The sequence below is a fragment of the Kitasatospora sp. NPDC093679 genome, from assembly GCF_040683455.1.
Taxonomy (GTDB): domain Bacteria; phylum Actinomycetota; class Actinomycetes; order Streptomycetales; family Streptomycetaceae; genus Kitasatospora; species Kitasatospora arboriphila.
Map to the genome: position 1 here is coordinate 1 of NZ_JBFBDW010000009.1, position 17,769 is coordinate 17,769.

Consider the following 17,769-nt stretch of genomic DNA (forward strand, 5'->3'; position numbering starts at 1 on the left):
GACACACATGGCGGCGATCTTCGCGGACACCTTGACCGCAAAGATCACCACCAGCGGATCACGCCACGCAGTTGATCAATTACCCAACACTTTCTCAGACGCCGAGCAGGTCGACGACGAAGATCAGGGTGGAACCCGCGGGGATCAGCGGGCTCGGCGACTGGTTGCCGTAGGCCAGGTCCGGCGGGATGACCAGCTCGCGCCGGCCGCCGACCTTCATGCCCTGGACGCCCTGGTCCCAGCCCTTGATGACGCGGCCCGCGCCGAGCGGGAAGCGGAAGGTCTGGCCGCGGTTCCAGGAGGCGTCGAACTCCTCGCCGGTGGAGAAGGTGACACCGACGTAGTGCACCTCGACGACCGCGCCGGCCTTGGCCTCGGCACCGTCGCCGACCACGATGTCGCGGATCTGCAGTTCCTTCGGCGGCTCGCCGCCCGGGAAGTCGATCTCCGGCTTGGAAAGGCTCACAACAGACTCATCTCGTTCGGTGGTACGGGCATGACGGGGCGGCAGGCACCGCTGCGGTCCACCGTACGGCGCGCCGCCGCCCGTCCGGGCCATTCCCGGACCGCGCGACGCGTCGCGCGGTCCGGGAACGGCCCCGGTCGTCCGCCCCGGGACTAGTCCTGGGCGCCGACGCCGGCATCCAGGATGTCGATCACGAAGACCAGTGTCGAATTGGCGGGGATGTCGCCCTGCGCCTGGTCCTTGTAGGCGAGCGAGGCGGGGATCACCAGCTCGACCCGGCTGCCGACGGTCTGGCCGGTGATGCCCTTGTCCCAGCCCTCGATGACGCCGCCGCCACCGGTGACGAAGGTGAAGGCCTGGCCGCGCTTGAGCGAGGAGTCGAAGACCTTGCCGTCCTTGTAGAGCGCACCGGTGTACTGGACGAGGACCTTCTCGCCGGCCTCGATCTTGCGGCCCTTGCCCTGGATCAGGACGTGCGACTTGAGGTCCTTGACCTCGGGGGTGCCGGGCACCGGGGTGATGTCGGCGGGCTTCTTGCCGTTGTCCTTGACCTTCGGCATGTCGGCCGGCGGGGCCGTCATGTCGCCGCTGAGCACGGTGTCCGGGGCGGTGGCGTTCTTGATGTCGATCACGAACACCAGGGTGTCCTTGGCGCCGACGCCCATGCCGCTGCTGCCCTGCGAGCCGAAGGCGGCGGCCGGCGGGGCGACCACGAGCAGTCGGCTGCCGGCCTTGTGGCCGGTGACGGCCTGGTCGAGGGCCGGGATCAGCTTGCCGGCGCCGGCCTGGAAGAGCTGCGGCTTGCCGCTCTTGTAGGACCCCTCGATCTCCTTGCCGGTGCTCCAGTTCATGGCGGAGAAGTCGGCGGTCACCCAGGTGTTCTTGTCGACCTTGGCGCCGTCGCCGGACTTCAGCTCCTTGACGACGAAGGTGCCGTCGGAGGCTTCCTTGGGCAGGGCGATGGTCGCCTTGGTGCCGAACTCGCCGGTGACGGTCGGCAGCACCTTGGCGTTGTCCTTGATCGGCGGCACCGGGTCGGCGGAGGGCGGCGGCGATGCGGTGGCCGCCGCGTCCGGGGTGGAGGCCGCGGAGGACTTCCCGTCGTCCTTGTTCACCATGTAGAGCGTGATGCAGCTGCCGACCAGCAGGACGGCCAGCACGGTGCCGAGGATCGCGCCCAGGCGGCCGGCGCCGGGCGGGTCCTCGTCGTAGCCGGCCTCCGACAGGTCCTTGCGGCGCACGGTCGAGGCGAAGACCTGCGGCTCCTCGTCCTTCTCGCCGGCGGGACGGGCCGGGGCCTGGCCCCAGCCGGCCTGCTGCTTCAGGATCGCGGGCGGGACGACGATCGACTCGCCGTCGCCGGGCAGCGGGCCGCCGGGCCGTGCGGCCGCGGGGTCGGCGGCGGTACCGGCCTCGCCCGGGCTCGACGCTTTCTCAGACATTGCTCCCCATCCATCTCGCCCGCCACGCCCTCGCCGGACCTGACGGCGCTGCCACGGTGCCGAAAACGCCAGCAGTATGTCAGGTCCGCATGAGGACGGGCCCTCCCGGTGCGCGATCGTTGTGCCCGTCACCCGGGCCCGGGCGGGTCGGACCGGTCGTACGGGGACCGATCTCCCGCGGGCCTCTCCCGAACCTGCCCGCAACCTCCGCGGGGCCGGTCCGGAACCGCCCCCGGCCCGTCCGGAACCCGCCCCCCCGGGGCGCGCTCGGAACCGCCCGGGGCGCGCCCTGCGCCCGCCCCGGGCCCGGGCGGGCCGCTACACGGCCTCCAGGATGTCGATGACGAACACCAGCGTGGCGTCGGCCGGAACGGGGCCGCTGGACTGGTTCCCGTAGCCCAGCGAGGGCGGCACCACGAGCATCACCCGGCTGCCGACGGTCTGGCCGACCAGGCCCTGGTCCCAGCCCTTGATCAGGCTGCCGGTGCCGACCTGGAGGGCCTGCGCGCCGCCGTGCGAGTAGGAGGAGTCGAACTGCGAGCCGTCCGACCACAGCACGCCGGTGTACTGCACCAGCAGCTGCTGCCCGGACTGCACCGGCTTGCCGTCGCCCTTGATCAGCACGTAGGTCTGCAGCTCGGTGGGCGGGCTCTGCCCGGCCGGGATGGTGATCGTCGGCGCCTGCTTGCCGTTGTCCTTGACCTGCGGTGCGGTCGCGGGCGGCTGGGTCATCTCCCCGGAGACGGTCGAGTCCGGCGGCACCACGTCGAGGATGTCGAGGACGAAGACCACGGTGTCCTGGCCGCCCACCCCGGCCGCGGTGTTCCCGGAGGTGCCGAAGCCCGCCGCCGGCGGCGCCACCACCAGCAGCCGGCTGCCGGCCTTCTTGCCGAGCACCGCCTGGTCGAAGGCGGGCACCAGCTGGCCGCTGCCGGCCTGGTAGAGCTGCGGCTTGCCGCCGGTGTCGTAGGAGCTGGAGACGTCCTTGCCGGTCGTCCAGTCCTTGGCGGTGTAGTTGACCGTCACCCAGTCGCCCTTGGCGACGGTCGCGCCGTCGCCCTCGTGCACGACGCTCACGACGAACTCGCCGCTCGGCTGGCCCTGCGGCAGGGTGATCTGGGCCTTGGAGCCGAAGTCGCCGGAGACGGTGGGCATCGGGTCCGCGGACTCCACCGGGCTCGGCACCGCGGTGGCCGAGGCGGAGGCGGCGGGCGAGGCGGCGGAGGATCCGGAGGAGCCGCTGCTGCACGCGGCGAGCACCGCGACGAGCAGGGCGGCGAGGGGCACGGCCGGCAGTCCGGCGATTCGTCGCATGGTCGCCAGCGTATGGCCCGGGGGTGCCGCAGCCGGGGAGGCGCAAGCACGCACGCGAGGGGTGGCGCCCGGACCCACCCGGACGCCACCCCTCGTGGCCGCCTGTGCCCGGCGCGGGCGTCACATGCCCGCGATGAGCTTCTCCACCCGCTCGTCGACCGACCGGAACGGGTCCTTGCACAGCACGGTCCGCTGCGCCTGGTCGTTCAGCTTCAGGTGGACCCAGTCCACCGTGAAGTCGCGCCGCTGCTCCTGCGCCCGGCGGATGAAGTCGCCGCGCAGCCTGGCCCGGGTGGTCTGCGGGGGCACCGACTTGGCCTCGAAGGTCTTGAGATCGGTGGTGACCCGGGCCGCCCGGCCCTTGTTCTGCAGCAGGTAGAACAGGCCGCGGCGGCGGTGGATGTCGTGGTACGCGAGGTCGATCTGGGCGACCCGCGGGTTGGACATCGTCATCTGGTGCTTCTCGCGGTACTGCTCGATCAACCGGTACTTCATGATCCAGTCGATCTCGGTGGAGACCTTCTCCAGGTCCTCGGTGCGGACGGCCTCCAGGGTGCGCCCCCAGAGGTCGAGCACCCGGGCCACCGTGCCGGTGTTCAGGCCCTTGCGGTCCGCGAACTCCAGCGCCTTGGTGAAGTACTCCTCCTGGATGTCCAGCGCGCTGGCCTCGCGGCCGTTGGCGAGCCGGACCTGGTGGGTGCCGGTGAGGTCGTGGCTGACCTCGCGGATCGCCCGGATCGGGTTCTCCAGGGTGAGGTCGCGCATCACCACGCCCGCCTCGATGAGGCGCAGCACCAGGTCGGTGGCGCCGACCTTGAGCAGGGTGGTGGTTTCCGACATGTTGGAGTCGCCGACGATGACGTGCAGCCGACGGTAGCGCTCGGCGTCGGCGTGCGGCTCGTCGCGGGTGTTGATGATGGGACGGGAGCGGGTGGTCGCCGAGCTGACGCCCTCCCAGATGTGCTCGGCCCGCTGGCTGACGCAGTAGACCGCGCCGCGCGGCGTCTGCAGCACCTTGCCGGCGCCGCAGATGAGCTGGCGGGTCACCAGGAAGGGGATGAGGACGTCGGCCAGCCGGGAGAACTCGCCGTGCCGGGCCACGAGGTAGTTCTCGTGGCAGCCGTAGGAGTTCCCGGCCGAGTCGGTGTTGTTCTTGAACAGGTAGACGTCGCCGGCGATGCCTTCCTCGTGGAGCCGTCGCTCGGCGTCCACGAGCAGGCCCTCCAGGATGCGTTCGCCCGCCTTGTCGTGCGTCACCAGCTCGGTGACGTCGTCGCATTCGGGAGTGGCGTACTCGGGGTGCGAGCCCACGTCGAGGTAGAGGCGTGCACCGTTGCGCAGGAAGACGTTGCTGCTGCGGCCCCAGGAAACTACGCGGCGGAAGAGGTACCTGGCCACCTCGTCAGGAGACAGACGCCGTTGTCCCCGGAACGTACACGTGACACCGTACTCGTTCTCCAGCCCGAAAATTCGGCGGTCCATGAGGCATCTTTTCTCTTCCGGGGGCATTTCGAAACCCCTTCGGCGGAGCCGAAAAGGTCACGGTGTCGCCGGCAATCCGACCACGGCGCCGCGTCAAATCCCGGAAGGCGCACGTGAATCCCGTACGGCACCGGTGGGGTGCCGTACGGGATTCACACGTGCGGGCTATTCGGCGGCGGGCGCCCCGCCCTCGGCCGCCGGCGGCTCGTCGGCGACGGACTCCTCGTCCTCGGCGGCGGAGGCGTCGCCGCCGAGCAGGCGGCCGAGCTGGCCGCCCAGGATGCGCTTGAACTTGCGCTGCTGGACGCGCTTGCGGTCCAGCACCGCGACCTCCAGCTGTTCCGGCGTCAGGGCGCGCGGGCTGCCCCCGTTGGGGTCGCGGGCGAGGCCGTCGACGGCCAGCTTGAGGGCCTCGGTGAGGGCCATGCCGGCCCGGTGCCGCTGACCGAGGTAGTTGCCGATGGAGTCGGCGTTGCCGCCGACCACGACGTAGTTCTTCTCGTCGACGACCGAGCCGTCCGGGGTGAGCCGGTAGATCTGGTCGTCGCCGTCGGTGCGGCCGACCTCGGCGACGACCAGCTCGACCTCGTAGGGCTTGTCGCCGACCGAGGAGAAGATGGTGCCGAGGGTCTGGGCGTAGACGTTGGCGAGGCCGCGGGCGGTGACGTCGGCGCGGTCGTAGGAGTAGCCGCGCAGGTCGGCGTAGCGGACGCCTCCGATGCGCAGGTTCTCGAACTCGTTGTACCGGCCGACCGCGGCGAAGGCGATCTTGTCGTAGATCTCGGAGACCTTGTGCAGCGCCCGGGAGGTGTTCTCCGCGACGAAGACGATGCCGTCGGCGTAGGTGAGCACGACCACGCTTCGGCCGCGGGCGATGCCCTTGCGGGCGTACTCCGCGCGGTCCGCCATGGCCTGCTGAGGCGAGACGTAGAACGGTGTGGACACCGGCGGTCGTCCCCTTCTTCCTGGGTGGGTGGCGGACTAGAGCAGCGGGGCCTGCGGCCCGTTGGGGTGCTCGCGGCGGCCGGCGGTGATGGACACGGCGATCTCCGACACCTCGTCGTCGGCGAGCCGGCGGAAGCCGTCCTCGGTGATCAGCGAGACGATCGGGAAGATGCCGCGGGCCAGGTCGGGGCCGCCGGTGGCGGAGTCGTCGTCGGCGGCGTCGTAGAGCGCCTGCACCGCGAGGGTGGCGGCCTGCTCGCCGCCGAGGTCCTCGCGGTAGAGCTTCTTCAGGGAGCCGCGGGCGAAGACCGAGCCGGAGCCGGTGGCGGCGAAGCCGCGCTCCTCGGAACGGCCGCCGGTGACGTCGTAGGTGAAGATCCGGCCGCGCCCGAGGTCGAGGTCGTAGCCGGCGAAGATCGGCACCACGGCCAGGCCCTGCATGGCCATCGCCAGGTTGGACCGGATCATGGTGGTGAGCCGGTTGGCCTTGCCCTCCAGGGAGAGCACGGCGCCCTCGATCTTCTCGTAGTGCTCCAGCTCCAGCTGGAAGAGGCGGACCATCTCGACGGCGAGGCCGGCGGTGCCGGCGATGCCGACGGCGCTGTACTCGTCGGCCGGGAAGACCTTCTCGATGTCGCGCTGGGCGATCACGTTGCCCATGGTCGCGCGGCGGTCACCGGCGATCACCACGCCGCCGTCGAAGACCGCGGAGACGATGGTGGTGCCGTGCGGCGCCTCGAGCACGCCCTCGGGGAGGCGGCGGTTGCCGGGCAGCAGCTCCGGCGCCTGGCGGCCGAGGAAGTCCATGAACGACGAGGACCCGGGGGTCAGGAAGGCGGCCGGTAGACGCCCGGTGCCACCAGTGTTGGCTTCCACACGATTCCTTCCGTGTTGACGGTCAAGCAGTCGGTCGAGCAGCTGATGCCCGGACCCTACCCGCGTCGGCGCCCCTTGATCCACACGATCGGCGGCGCCGTTGCGGGCGGTGGGAGCAGAGCGCGCTGCAGGCATGCCGTGACACACCTGCAGCGCGGTCTCCGCGGCGCGGTTTCAGGAAGGGAATGCCCCCTCCTACTCGCCGCCCTTCTGCACGAATCCGCGGACGAAATCCTCGGCATTCGACTCGAGGACCTCGTCGATTTCGTCCAGGACGGCGTCGACGTCGTCGCTGAGCTTTTCCTGGCGCTCCTTCAGGTCGTCGGAGGCCTGCGCCTCTGCGGACTGCTCCTCGACCTCTTCGGAGGAGCGGTTCGCCCGCTGCTGGCCGCCGCCGGTGTCCTTACCAGCCATTTCCCTCACCCCGCTCGCTCTGTGTGGTCAGACCCTATCCGCCGGGTACGGCATTCGCGCCCGGTTTACGTTCAACGCCCGGCGCTCACCGGAATGATTCCCCTTCGGCGGGGATTTCACCCCAGGTGATCGAAGGGTTACCCTCCGGACAGTACACGAACCAGATCCTCGGCCGTCCGGCAGCGGTCCAGGAGTTCCTTGACGTGGTTCCTGGTGCCGCGCAGCGGCTCCATGGTGGGCACCCGCTGCAGCGAGTCACGGCCCGGCAGGTCGAAGATCACCGAGTCCCAGGAGGCCGCGGCGACGTGCTCGGCGTACTGCTCCAGGCAGCGTCCGCGGAAGTACGCCCGGGTGTCCTCCGGGGGCTTGGAGACCGCGCGGGTGACCTCGTCCTCGGTGAGCAGGCGCTCGAACCGGCCGCGGGCCACCAGGCGGTTGTAGAGGCCCTTGTCGGCCCGCACGTCGCTGTACTGCAGGTCCACCAGGTGCAGCCGGGGGTTGTCCCAGTCCAGCCCGTCGCGCTGGCGGTAGCCCTCCAGCAGTTCGCGCTTGGCGATCCAGTCGAGCTCCTTGGACAGGCTCATCGGGTCGCGCTCCAGCCGGCCGAGCACGTCCTCCCAGCGGGCGAGCACGTCCATGGTCTGGTCGTCGGCGTCCTGGCCCCAGCGGTCCTCGACGTACTTGCGGGCCAGCTCGCAGTACTCCATCTGCAGCTGGACTGCGGTGAGCTTGCGGCCGCTGCGCAGCTGGAGGAGGTGGGTCAGGCCGGGGTCGTGCGAGACCCTGTGCAGGGTGCGCACCGGCTGGTCGACGGCCAGGTCGACGGCGATGAAGCCGTCCTCGATCATCGCCAGCACCAGCGAGGTGGTGCCCAGCTTGAGGTAGGTGGAGATCTCCGAGAGGTTGGCGTCGCCGATGATCACGTGCAGTCGGCGGTACTTCTCGGCGTCGGCGTGCGGCTCGTCGCGGGTGTTGATGATCGGCCGCTTGAGGGTCGTCTCCAGGCCCACCTCGACCTCGAAGAAGTCGGCGCGCTGGCTGATCTGGAACCCGTTCGCGGAGCCCTCCTGGCCGAGCCCGACCCGGCCGGCGCCGGTGACCACCTGGCGGGAGACGAAGAACGGGGTGAGGTGACGGACGATGTCGGCGAACGGCGTCGCCCGCTTCATCAGGTAGTTCTCGTGGGTGCCGTAGGAGGCGCCCTTGTTGTCGGTGTTGTTCTTGTACAGGTGGATCTTCTGCCCGTTGGGCAGCTCCAGGGCGCGGGCGGCCGCCTCGGCCATGATCCGCTCGCCGGCCTTGTCCCAGAGGACCGCGTCGCGGGGGTTGGTCACCTCGGGCGAGCTGTACTCGGGGTGCGCGTGGTCCACGTAGAACCGGGCGCCGTTGGTGAGGATGACGTTGGCGAGGCCGATGTCCTCGTCGGTGAGCTGGCTGGCGTCCGCCACCTCGCGCGCGAGGTCGAAGCCGCGGGCGTCGCGCAGCGGGTTCTCCTCCTCGAAGTCCCAGCGGGCCCGGCGGGCCCGGTGCATCGCCGCGGCGTAGGCGTTGACGATCTGGGACGAGGTGAGCATGGCGTTGGCGTTCGGGTGGCCGGGCACGGAGATCCCGTACTCGGTCTCGATGCCCATCACGCGGCGTACGGTCATGCGGCCCTCCTTGCCCGTAGTGGTCCTGTGAGACGCGCCGTCCGGCTGCGGGGCGGGTGGGCACCGCAGCCGGACGGAGGGTTCGCGGTCCTTACAGGTACTGCCCGGTGTTGGCGACAGTGTCGATGGACCGACCGGACTCGGCGCCCTGCTTGCCGGTGACGAGGGTGCGGATGAAGACGATCCGCTCGCCCTTCTTTCCGGAGATCCGGGCCCAGTCGTCCGGGTTGGTGGTGTTGGGCAGGTCCTCGTTCTCCTTGAACTCGTCCACGCAGGCGGCGAGCAGGTGGGAGACGCGGAGGCCGCGCTGGCCGTGGTCGAGGAAGTCCTTGATGGCCATCTTCTTCGCCCGGTCCACGATGTTCTGGATCATGGCGCCGGAGTTGAAGTCCTTGAAGTACAGGACTTCCTTGTCGCCGTTGGCGTAGGTGACCTCGAGGAAGCGGTTGTCCTCGGTCTCCGAGTACATCCGCTCGACCACGGACTGGATCATGGCGGCCACGGTGGCGGGCACCGAGCCGTCGTGCTCCTTGACGTCGTCCGGGTGGAACGGCAGCGAGTCCTTGAGGTACTTGGAGAAGATGTCCTTCGCCGCTTCGGCGTCCGGCCGCTCGATCTTGATCTTGACGTCCAGGCGGCCGGGCCGCAGGATCGCCGGGTCGATCATGTCCTCGCGGTTGGAGGCGCCGATGACGATGACGTTCTCCAGGCCCTCCACGCCGTCGATCTCCGCCAGCAGCTGCGGGACGATGGTGTTCTCCACGTCCGAGCTGACGCCGGAGCCGCGGGTGCGGAACAGCGACTCCATCTCGTCGAAGAAGACGATGACGGGCGTGCCCTCGCTCGCCTTCTCCCGGGCCCGCTGGAAGACCAGGCGGATCTGCCGCTCGGTCTCGCCCACGTACTTGTTGAGCAGCTCGGGGCCCTTGATGTTGAGGAAGTAGCTCTTGCCCTGGGGCCGGCCGGTGACCTCGGCGACCTTCTTGGCCAGCGAGTTCGCGACCGCCTTGGCGATCAGCGTCTTGCCGCAGCCGGGCGGGCCGTAGAGCAGGACGCCCTTGGGCGGGCGCAGCTCGTACTCCTTGAAGAGGTCGGCGTGCAGGTAGGGCAGCTCGACCGCGTCGCGGATCTGCTCGATCTGGGTGCCCAGACCGCCGATCTGCCGGTAGTCGATGTCCGGGACCTCCTCGAGGACCAGCTCCTCGACCTCGGACTTCGGGACCACCTCGTAGACGTAGCCGGAGCGGGCCTCCAGCAGCAGCGCGTCGCCGGGCCGCAGGGTGAGGTCGCGCAGCGGCTCGGCGAGCCGGACGACGCGCTCCTCGTCGGTGTGGCCGATCACCAGGGCGCGCTCGCCGTCCTCCAGGACCTCCTTGAGGGTGACGATGTCGCCGATGCTCTCGAAGGCCATCGCGTCCACGACGTTCAGGGCCTCGTTGAGCATGACCTCCTGGCCGCGGCGCAGCTCCTCGGGGTCGATGCTCGGGCTCACGTTGACCCGCAGCTTGCGGCCGCCCGTGAAGATGTCGACCGTGCCGTCCTCGTTGGCCTCGAGGAAGGTGCCGAACCCGGCCGGCGGCTGGGCGAGGCGGTCGACCTCCTCCTTGAGGGCCACGATCTGGTCGCGGGCCTCGCGGAGGGTGGCGGCGAGCCGCTCGTTCTGGGCGGTGACACCGGCCAGGTTGGTCTGGAGCTCGACGATGCGCTCCTCGAGGATTCTCGAGTTGCGCGGCGAGTCGGCGAGCTTGCGACGCAGGACGGCGATCTCCTGCTCGAGGTACGAGACCTGCGCGGCCTCGTCGGAACCACGAGCGGGCCGGCCGGCGCTGCGGTTGTAGTCGTCATCGTGGGCTGCCACGGTCCTCACCTCCTCCTGGGGGAGCTGGACGACCCAAACCTACCTGCAGCCAGGGGTCTGTAAACCCCTAGATCAGAAAGATGGATCGGGCGTGTCCGATCTTCGCCCTTGCGTTGCGTCCCCTCTGGTAGTGGATGTGCCCACCGCTCAACGGTTCAAAGCAGGGCGGGGGTAAGGTCGGCTCTGGAGTGCGAGTGGAAATGCCACGCGAAGCGGGGCGTTCCGTGACAGAAACGGCAGGGAACATGTCGGCCACCGGCGAAGAGCTCGAAGTCTGGATCGACCAGGATCTGTGCACGGGCGACGGCATCTGCGCGCAGTACGCGCCGGAGGTCTTCGAGCTGGACATCGACGGCCTCGCCTACGTGAAGGGCGAGGACGACGAGCTGCGCCAGCAGCCCGGCGAGACGGTGCCCGTCCCGCTGACCCTGCTTCAGGACGTGGTGGACTCCGCCAAGGACTGCCCCGGCGACTGCATCCACGTGCGCCGGGTGCACGACCGGGTCGAGGTGTACGGCCCCGACGCCGAGTGAGCGCGGCCGGGCTGAGCCCGGCTCAGCACGGCCCCCGCAGGACGGCCCGTCAGCCCGCCCGGGCGCCCGGTCAGACCTGTCCGGCGGGCACGGCGCTCTGCGCCCGCACCCAGTCCTCGCCCTGCCGCGTCCAGCTGAGGTCCACCGCCCGGTCGGGGCAGCAGCGCGGCACGTCGTCCGAGGACCAGCCCTGGGCGTGGCCGCGGATCGCGCCGTCGCTGCGGATCGTGAGCGCGGTGACGGTGAGGCCGTCCTTCACCGGGTCGAGCAGCGTCTCGGCGACCTTCGGCCGGCCGTCCGGGCCGTTGGTGAGCAGGTAGACGCCGTCCGGCGGGGTGCCGTTGCCGGCCGCGCAGTGCGCGGCCACCACCGTGCTGGGCACGCCGTCCACCGCCGCGCTGGCCCGCAGTGCCACGGACACCCCGAAGGGCCCGCAGTCAAGGGGAAGTTCGGCCTTCCCCGGGTCGGGTGCGGCGGCCGCGGGCACCGGCTCGGCGGTGGGCCGCACCGGCGTCGGCGTGCCCTGCGCCGGGTCCGCCGCGAGCGCCCCGGCCACCACCGCGCCGCACCCGGCGGCGACCAGTGCCCAGTGCTTCAGCCCGCTGCGCGCATGCCCGGGTGCCTTCGGTCCGCCGCTGGTCATGCCGCTCGTGGTCATGGTCTGCTCCGCCCTCGGCCGCTGCTGGTGCTCGCTGTCAGGGCTCCCCCGGGCCCGGGTGCCCGCCGTCCCCGCGAGGGGTCTCCCCCCACCTCGCCGCGCCCGCCGGACAGACCTCTCCCCCGGTCGCTGCGCCCGGCACGGACAGGCCCGGGGGCGCGAAGGAGGGGGTGTCGTGAGCGAGCATCCTGCCACATGATCGGCCGCCGCGGGACACCGGGCCGACGGCTCTTCCGGGGGGAGCTCCGCGGAACGCCGCGAGGGGCGGCGCACCGGAGCGGGTCCTCCGGTGCGCCGCCCCTCGGCGGGCGGTTCTGCACGGTGTCAGGGCAGGTCGACGCCCTCGGCGGCGGCCGACTCGCGGGAGGCCCGGCGGGCCGCGGCACGCTCGGCGAGCGAGGGCTCCGGGGTGCCGTTGTCGTAGTCCTCGCCGTAGGCGCCCTTGGCCGGACGGCGGCGGCGCAGCGGCGGCTCGACGCCGTCGGCGAGGCGCCGGGCGGTGAGCAGGAAGCCGGTGTGGCCGATCATCCGGTGGTCCGGGCGGACGGCCAGGCCCTCCAGGTGCCAGGTGCGGACCATGGTCTCCCAGGCCTGCGGCTCGGTGAAGGTGCCGTGCTCGCGCAGCGCCTCGACGGTCTTCGACATCTGCGTGGTGGTGGCCACGTAGCAGCAGATGAGGCCGCCGGGGACGAGCGCCTTGGAGGCGACGTCCAGGCACTCCCAGGGGGCGAGCATGTCCAGGATGACGCGGTCGACGTCGGTCTCGACCAGGTTGTCCTGGAGGTCGCCGACGGTGAGCTTCCACGCCGGGTGCGGGCCGCCGAAGTAGCGCTCCACGTTGCCGCGGGCGATCTCCGCGAAGTCCTCGCGGCGCTCGTAGGAGGCGAGCATGCCGGTGTCGCCGACGGCGCGCAGCAGGTACGTGGAGAGCGCGCCGGAGCCGACGCCGGCCTCGACGACGCGGGCTCCCGCGAAGATGTCGGCCATCGCCAGGATCTGACCCGCGTCCTTGGGGTAGATCACCGCCGCGCCGCGGGGCATGGACAGGACGTAGTCGGGGAGCAGGGGGCGCAGCGCGAGGTACGGGACGTTGCCCGTCGTGCGTACGACCGTGCCCTCGGGGGCGCCGATCAGCTCGTCGTGCGGGAACGCACCCTTGTGGGTGTGGAACTGGTTCCCGGCCTGGAGCGTGAACGTGTAGTGGCGGCCCTTGGGGTCGGTCAGCTGGACCTGGTCCCCGACCTGGAAGGGCCCGCGTCGGCGGGTGGCACCGGTCGGTTCGGACATGCCGACAATCCTAAGGGAACGCCGGACCTCCCCCGACCAGCCGGGGGCATGCGCACGCCGGGGGCGACCCGACGGGGGCGCGCCCGCGTGCGTCGGCCTACACCCGGCCGCCGACCTCGCGGGCGAGTCTGCGTTCGAGGTCGGCGAGGGCCAGCACGCCGTAGGGGCTGCCGTCGGGGCGGACGATCAGGTACTCGGTCGCGGGGGCGCGCCGCAGTGCGGTCAGCAGCTGCTCGCCGGTGAGGTCGAGGTCGAGCCGCATGGCGGGTTCGAGGTCGCGGGCGAGCGCGCCGACCGCGACCCAGGGGCGGCGGTGCTCGGGCACCTTGCCGACGGCGGCCTCGGTGACCAGGGCGGTGGGCTCGCCGCGGCCGTCGACCACGACGATCGCACCGGCCTGCGCCTCGCGGGCGCGCCGCAGCGCCTCGCCGAGCGGGGTGTCGGCGGGGACCTCGACGAAGCGTCGGGCGAGGTCGCGCAGGGCGAGCCGGGGCAGGGCCTCGCGGAGCCGGGCGTTGCGGACGGCGCCGCTCGCCCCGTTCCAGATGATCACGGCGAGGACGGCGGCGAGGACGCCGTCGATCAGGCTGTCGGTGGTGGACTGCTGGGGGTCGCGGGAGGCGCTGTACAGCGGCAGCCCGAAGAGGACGAGCAGGGCGAGCCCGCGGCCGACCCAGGCGGCGGCGACGGTGCCGGCCATCGGCCGGCCGGTGACGCCCCAGACGACGGCGCGCAGCATCCGGCCGCCGTCCAGCGGGAGGCCGGGCAGGAGGTTGAAGGCGGCGACGACGAGGTTGCTGACCATGAGGCCGGCGAGCAGCACGCCGGGCACGGTGTCGGTGTCGACGGCGGTGAGGGCGAGGTAGAAGGCGCCGCCGAGGACGAGCGAGAGCAGCGGGCCGACGAACGCCAGCCAGAACTCGCGGGCCGGGGTCTCGGCCTCCTTCTCGATCTCCGAGACGCCGCCGAAGAACTGCAGCTGGATCCGCCGCACCGAGAGCCGGTAGCGGAGGGCGACCACGGTGTGGGCGAGCTCGTGCACCAGGACGGAGGCGTAGAAGGCGACCGCGAAGGAGAAGGAGACCAGGTAGCGGGTGGCGCCGAGGTCGGGCAGCACCTCGCTGAGCCGGCCGCCGAACACCCAGGTGATCAGGGCGGCGATGACGAACCAGGAGGGCGTGACGTACACCGGGACGCCGAAGGGTCGACCCATCAGGATGCCGCCGCGCGGCTCCGGCCGCTCGGGCCGGTCCGCCGACGGCTGGTCGGAGGTCCGCTGCCCCCTGGTGTCGCTCACCGCGTCCCCTTCGCTCTCGTCGTCCCCGCCGGTGCGCCGCGCCGTCGCGGCGCCGTGGCCCGCACCGTCGCGCCCACGCTACGTGATCTCCGTCCGGATGCCGCGCGCGCCCCTCGCGCCGCGCCCGCGGCGGCGGTCGGGTGCCGTCCGTACCTCGGTGATACCCCGGATGCGGTGCCTCCAGCGGTGTCGGTGTCAGCCGGGCGGCAGCGGGATGTGAGCGAGGGGCAATAGGGTCGGGGGCATGCACCAGACCGAGACCGAGCCGCCGACCCGGCCGGCCGCCGCGCCGACGGGCCTGTCGCCCTCGCGCGCCGGCGACTTCATGACCTGCCCGCTGCTGTACCGGCTGCGGGTGATCGACCGGCTGCCGGAGCCGCCGAGCGCGGCCGCCACCCGGGGCACGGTGGTGCACGCCGTGCTGGAGCGGCTCTTCGACCATCCGCCGGGCGAGCGGACGGCGGAGCTGGCGCGTTCGCTGCTGCGCCCGCAGTGGGAGCGGCTGCTCGGCGAGCGGCCGGAGCTGGCGCAGCTGTTCCCCGGCGACGAGGACGGTTCGGCGCTGGCGGGCTGGCTGGGCGACGCGGAGAAGCTGGTGGACCGCTGGTTCGGTCTGGAGGACCCGACCCGGCTGCACCCGGTGGAGCGCGAGCTGTACGTGGAGACGCCGCTGGAGCCGGGCGTGCTGCTGCGCGGCTACATCGACCGGGTGGACGTCGCGCCGACCGGTGAGGTGCGGCTGGTCGACTACAAGACCGGCCGGGCGCCCTCGCGGGACTTCGAGGGCAAGGCGATGTTCCAGATGAAGTTCTACGCCCTGGTGGTGTGGCGCTGGAAGGGCGTCGTCCCGCGGCGGCTGCAGCTGGTGTACCTGGGCGGCGGCGGGGACGTCGTCACGTACGACCCGGACGAGGCGGACCTGCTGTCGGTGGAGCGCAAGCTCAGGGCGCTGTGGGAGACCATCTCGCGGGCGGTGGCGACGGGCGACTTCCCGGCCACCCGCAACCGGCTGTGCGACTGGTGCGACCACAAGGCCCGGTGCCCGGAGTTCGGGGGCACTCCCCCGCCGTACCCGCTGCCGGTGCCGGTTCCGGTGGGGAGAACGACCGACGACGATCCCACGGGGGATCTCATGGTGAGCAAGGAGTCGTAGGTGACGATCCGAGTGCTGCTGGTCGACGACCAGCCGCTGCTGCGCACCGGCTTCCGGATGATCCTGGAGGCCGAGTCCGACCTGGTGGTGGTCGGGGAGGCCGGGGACGGCCAGCAGGCGCTGGAGCAGGTCCGGGCGCTGCAGCCGGACGTGGTCCTGATGGACATCCGGATGCCGCGGATGGACGGGGTGGAGGCGACCCGGCGGATCGCCGGTCCGGGGCGGGACGGCCCGGCGAAGGTGCTGGTGCTGACCACCTTCGACCTGGACGAGTACGTGGTCGAGGCGCTGCGCGCGGGGGCCAGCGGCTTCCTGCTGAAGGACGTGCCGGCGGAGGAGCTGGTGCAGGCGATCCGGGTGGTCGCGGACGGTGCGGCGATGCTGGCGCCGTCGGTGACCCGCCGGCTGCTGGACATGTACGCCACCAAGCTGCCCTCCGGCGAGGAGGCGCCGCCGCAGGCGCTGGGCGCGCTGACCGAGCGCGAGGTGGAGGTGCTGCGGCTGGTCGCCCGCGGCCTGTCGAACGCGGAGATCGCCGCCGAGCTGTTCGTCAGCGAGACGACGGTGAAGACGCACGTCGGCCACGTGCTGACGAAGCTGCAGCTGCGCGACCGGGTGCAGGCCGCGGTGTACGCGTACGAGTCGGGTCTGGTGCGCCCCGGCTCGATGTGAGCCGCCGGGTACGGCGACGGCCCGCCCCTCCGCAGCGGAGGGGCGGGCCGTCGCCGTTCGGTCACTTGGTGCCGTTGCGGCCGATCTCCCAGAAGCGGAAGATCCCGGTGGTGTCGACGGTGCCGTCGACGCCGGTGATGTCGTTGCGCGAGGCGTAGAAGGACTTGGCCTGGAACAGCGGGATCACCGGGACGCCCTCGGCGACGATGTTCTGGATCTGGGCGTAGCCCCCGCCGGCGGAGCGGTCGGTCAGCTTGATGCTGGCGGGCACCAGCTTGCCGCTGATCCGCGGGTCGTCCCAGCCGTTGTGGAAGGCGCCGCCGTCGACCACGATCGGGCTGACGAAGTTGTCCGGGTCGGCGTAGTCGGGGGTCCAGCCGACGGTGTACGCCTGGTAGCTGCCGGCCTTCCAGCCCGCCTGGTACTTCTTCCAGTCGGGCTCCTGCTTGATGTCGACCTGGAAGACGCCGCCGTTCTCCAGGTCCTTCTTGATCTGCTCCATCTCGGCGGCGCCGGCCCGGGCGCGCGACCAGGTGAGGGTGATCTTGACCGGGGTGGAGATCTTCGCGTTGGAGAGGATCTTCTTCGCCTTGTCGACGCTCGGGTCGCCGTAGCGGTCCGCGAAGGAGGTGTTGTGCCCGGTGATGCCGGCCGGCACCAGCGAGTACAGCGGCTGGACGGTGTTGGCGTACACCGTGCGGGAGAGCGCCTTGCGGTCGATCAGCTGGGCGACCGCCTGGCGGACGGCCGGGTTGCCGGTGACGGCGTCCTTGGTGTTGAGGACCAGGTAGCGGGTCTCGGCGCTCTCGCCCTCGGCGACCTTGAGGTCGCCCTTGCCGGCCATCTGGTCGTCCTTGATCTTGGCGCCGGCGCCGGGCTCCAGGCTGTTGTCGGCGAGGTCGACCTCGCCCTTCTCCAGTGCGGTCTTCAGCTCGTCCGGTGCGTTGAAGTAGCGCAGCGCGAACTTGCCGGTGGTCGGCTTGTTGTCGCCCTTGTACTCGCTGTTGGCGGAGAGGGTGACCTTGCCCGGGTTCTCGCCGCCCTCGATGGTGGCGATCGAGTCGATCTTGTACGGGCCGGAGCCGACCAGCTTGTCGTTGGCGAGCAGCGCGTCGGCCGGGAAGACCTGGTGGTCGACGATCGCGCCGGCCATCGAGGCGAGCTTCGCCGGGAGGACGGCGTCCGGGGCCTTGAGGTGGAAGACCACCTTGTCCTGGCCCTTGGCCTCGACGGACTTGATGGTGGAGAGCAGCGAGGCGGGGCCGCTCGGGTCGTTGATCTTCAGCATCCGCTGGACCGAGAAGACGACGTCCTCGCTGGTCAGCGAGTGGCCGTTGGAGAACTTCAGCCCGCTGCGCAGGGTGCACGCGTAGGTGATCGCGTCACCGCCGGTGAAGCCGCAGGACTGCGCGGCCTCCGGCTGCGGCACGGTCGCGCCGGGCGGGAAGCTCAGCAGCGACTGGAAGGTGTTGTTCAGCACCAGCCAGGAACCGGCGTCGTAGGCACCGGCCGGGTCGAGCACGCTGGTCACGTTGGTGGTGCCCATGGTGATCGTGGACGGCGAGTCCTTGCCGGTGACGGCCTTGGTCGCGGAGGCGCAGCCGGCGGCCGAGGACGCGACCATGACGGCGCAGCCGAGCACGGCCAGGCGGTGGGCTGAAGACATGCGGGATGGATCCTTCTCCGTGCGGCCGGGCTTGTGGGGAGGCGCCGGTAGGGTTCC

At 71.4% G+C, this 17,769-nt stretch carries 16 protein-coding genes; 3 read left to right on the plus strand and 13 right to left on the minus strand.

Features of this window, described 5'->3' with window-relative positions:
* Positions 1 to 94: 94 nt before the first annotated feature.
* The 9 genes from AB0O09_RS10115 to arc all read right to left on the minus strand — a co-directional run bounded on the left by AB0O09_RS10115 (position 95) and on the right by arc (position 10,446).
* A complete protein-coding gene (locus tag AB0O09_RS10115; RefSeq protein ID WP_363541071.1) occupies positions 95 to 466 on the minus strand; it encodes an FKBP-type peptidyl-prolyl cis-trans isomerase in 372 nt (123 codons plus the stop codon).
* Positions 467 to 618: 152 nt separating this feature from the next.
* Complete coding sequence (locus tag AB0O09_RS10120; RefSeq protein WP_363541072.1) at positions 619 to 1,908, minus strand: FKBP-type peptidyl-prolyl cis-trans isomerase; 1,290 nt, start codon at positions 1,906 to 1,908, stop codon at positions 619 to 621.
* 318 nt (positions 1,909 to 2,226) lie between these two features.
* The gene (locus AB0O09_RS10125) at positions 2,227 to 3,222 is read right to left on the minus strand and encodes an FKBP-type peptidyl-prolyl cis-trans isomerase (protein WP_363541073.1); all 996 of its coding nucleotides are present in this window, start codon (positions 3,220 to 3,222) and stop codon (positions 2,227 to 2,229) included.
* 120 nt (positions 3,223 to 3,342) lie between these two features.
* Positions 3,343 to 4,704, minus strand: a complete 1,362-nt coding sequence (gene pafA / locus AB0O09_RS10130; RefSeq protein WP_030274214.1) for a Pup--protein ligase — start codon at positions 4,702 to 4,704, stop codon at positions 3,343 to 3,345.
* A gap of 165 nt (positions 4,705 to 4,869) precedes the next feature.
* Positions 4,870 to 5,649 carry a proteasome subunit alpha gene (gene prcA, locus AB0O09_RS10135; protein ID WP_363541074.1) on the minus strand — a complete coding sequence of 260 codons (780 nt, stop codon included), beginning with the start codon at positions 5,647 to 5,649 and terminating at the stop codon, positions 4,870 to 4,872.
* Positions 5,650 to 5,685: 36 nt separating this feature from the next.
* The gene (gene prcB, locus AB0O09_RS10140) at positions 5,686 to 6,525 is read right to left on the minus strand and encodes a proteasome subunit beta (protein WP_363541075.1); all 840 of its coding nucleotides are present in this window, start codon (positions 6,523 to 6,525) and stop codon (positions 5,686 to 5,688) included.
* A gap of 195 nt (positions 6,526 to 6,720) precedes the next feature.
* Positions 6,721 to 6,939 carry a ubiquitin-like protein Pup gene (locus AB0O09_RS10145; RefSeq protein ID WP_030274209.1) on the minus strand — a complete coding sequence of 73 codons (219 nt, stop codon included), beginning with the start codon at positions 6,937 to 6,939 and terminating at the stop codon, positions 6,721 to 6,723.
* Between the two features lie 137 nt (positions 6,940 to 7,076).
* Positions 7,077 to 8,588, minus strand: a complete 1,512-nt coding sequence (dop, locus tag AB0O09_RS10150; RefSeq protein WP_363541076.1) for a depupylase/deamidase Dop — start codon at positions 8,586 to 8,588, stop codon at positions 7,077 to 7,079.
* A gap of 91 nt (positions 8,589 to 8,679) precedes the next feature.
* Positions 8,680 to 10,446, minus strand: coding sequence for a proteasome ATPase (gene arc, locus AB0O09_RS10155; protein ID WP_344621594.1), 1,767 nt, complete (start codon positions 10,444 to 10,446; stop codon positions 8,680 to 8,682).
* A gap of 245 nt (positions 10,447 to 10,691) precedes the next feature.
* Between arc and AB0O09_RS10160 the strand changes: the two genes are divergently transcribed.
* A complete protein-coding gene (locus AB0O09_RS10160) occupies positions 10,692 to 10,979 on the plus strand; it encodes a ferredoxin (RefSeq protein WP_344621593.1) in 288 nt (95 codons plus the stop codon).
* A gap of 70 nt (positions 10,980 to 11,049) precedes the next feature.
* On the opposite strand, the gene AB0O09_RS10165 is transcribed toward AB0O09_RS10160, so the two are convergent.
* The 3 genes from AB0O09_RS10165 to AB0O09_RS10175 all read right to left on the minus strand — a co-directional run bounded on the left by AB0O09_RS10165 (position 11,050) and on the right by AB0O09_RS10175 (position 14,221).
* Positions 11,050 to 11,637, minus strand: coding sequence for a hypothetical protein (locus AB0O09_RS10165; protein WP_363541078.1), 588 nt, complete (start codon positions 11,635 to 11,637; stop codon positions 11,050 to 11,052).
* Between the two features lie 324 nt (positions 11,638 to 11,961).
* Positions 11,962 to 12,924: a tRNA (adenine-N1)-methyltransferase gene (locus tag AB0O09_RS10170; RefSeq protein WP_344621591.1), complete on the minus strand. Its 963-nt coding sequence runs from the start codon at positions 12,922 to 12,924 to the stop codon at positions 11,962 to 11,964.
* 97 nt (positions 12,925 to 13,021) lie between these two features.
* A complete protein-coding gene (locus AB0O09_RS10175) occupies positions 13,022 to 14,221 on the minus strand; it encodes a site-2 protease family protein (RefSeq protein WP_344621590.1) in 1,200 nt (399 codons plus the stop codon).
* Positions 14,222 to 14,465: 244 nt separating this feature from the next.
* Here AB0O09_RS10175 and AB0O09_RS10180 point away from each other — a divergent pair, with 244 nt between their 5' ends.
* Both AB0O09_RS10180 and AB0O09_RS10185 read left to right on the plus strand, forming a co-directional pair.
* Entirely contained in the window at positions 14,466 to 15,374 is a 909-nt protein-coding gene (locus tag AB0O09_RS10180) for a PD-(D/E)XK nuclease family protein (RefSeq protein WP_363541079.1), read from the plus strand.
* Positions 15,375 to 16,046, plus strand: a complete 672-nt coding sequence (locus AB0O09_RS10185) for a response regulator transcription factor (RefSeq protein WP_344621588.1) — start codon at positions 15,375 to 15,377, stop codon at positions 16,044 to 16,046.
* Between the two features lie 61 nt (positions 16,047 to 16,107).
* Here AB0O09_RS10185 and AB0O09_RS10190 read toward each other — a convergent pair whose 3' ends face one another.
* Entirely contained in the window at positions 16,108 to 17,712 is a 1,605-nt protein-coding gene (locus AB0O09_RS10190) for an ABC transporter substrate-binding protein (RefSeq protein WP_363541080.1), read from the minus strand.
* Positions 17,713 to 17,769 lie beyond the last annotated feature (57 nt).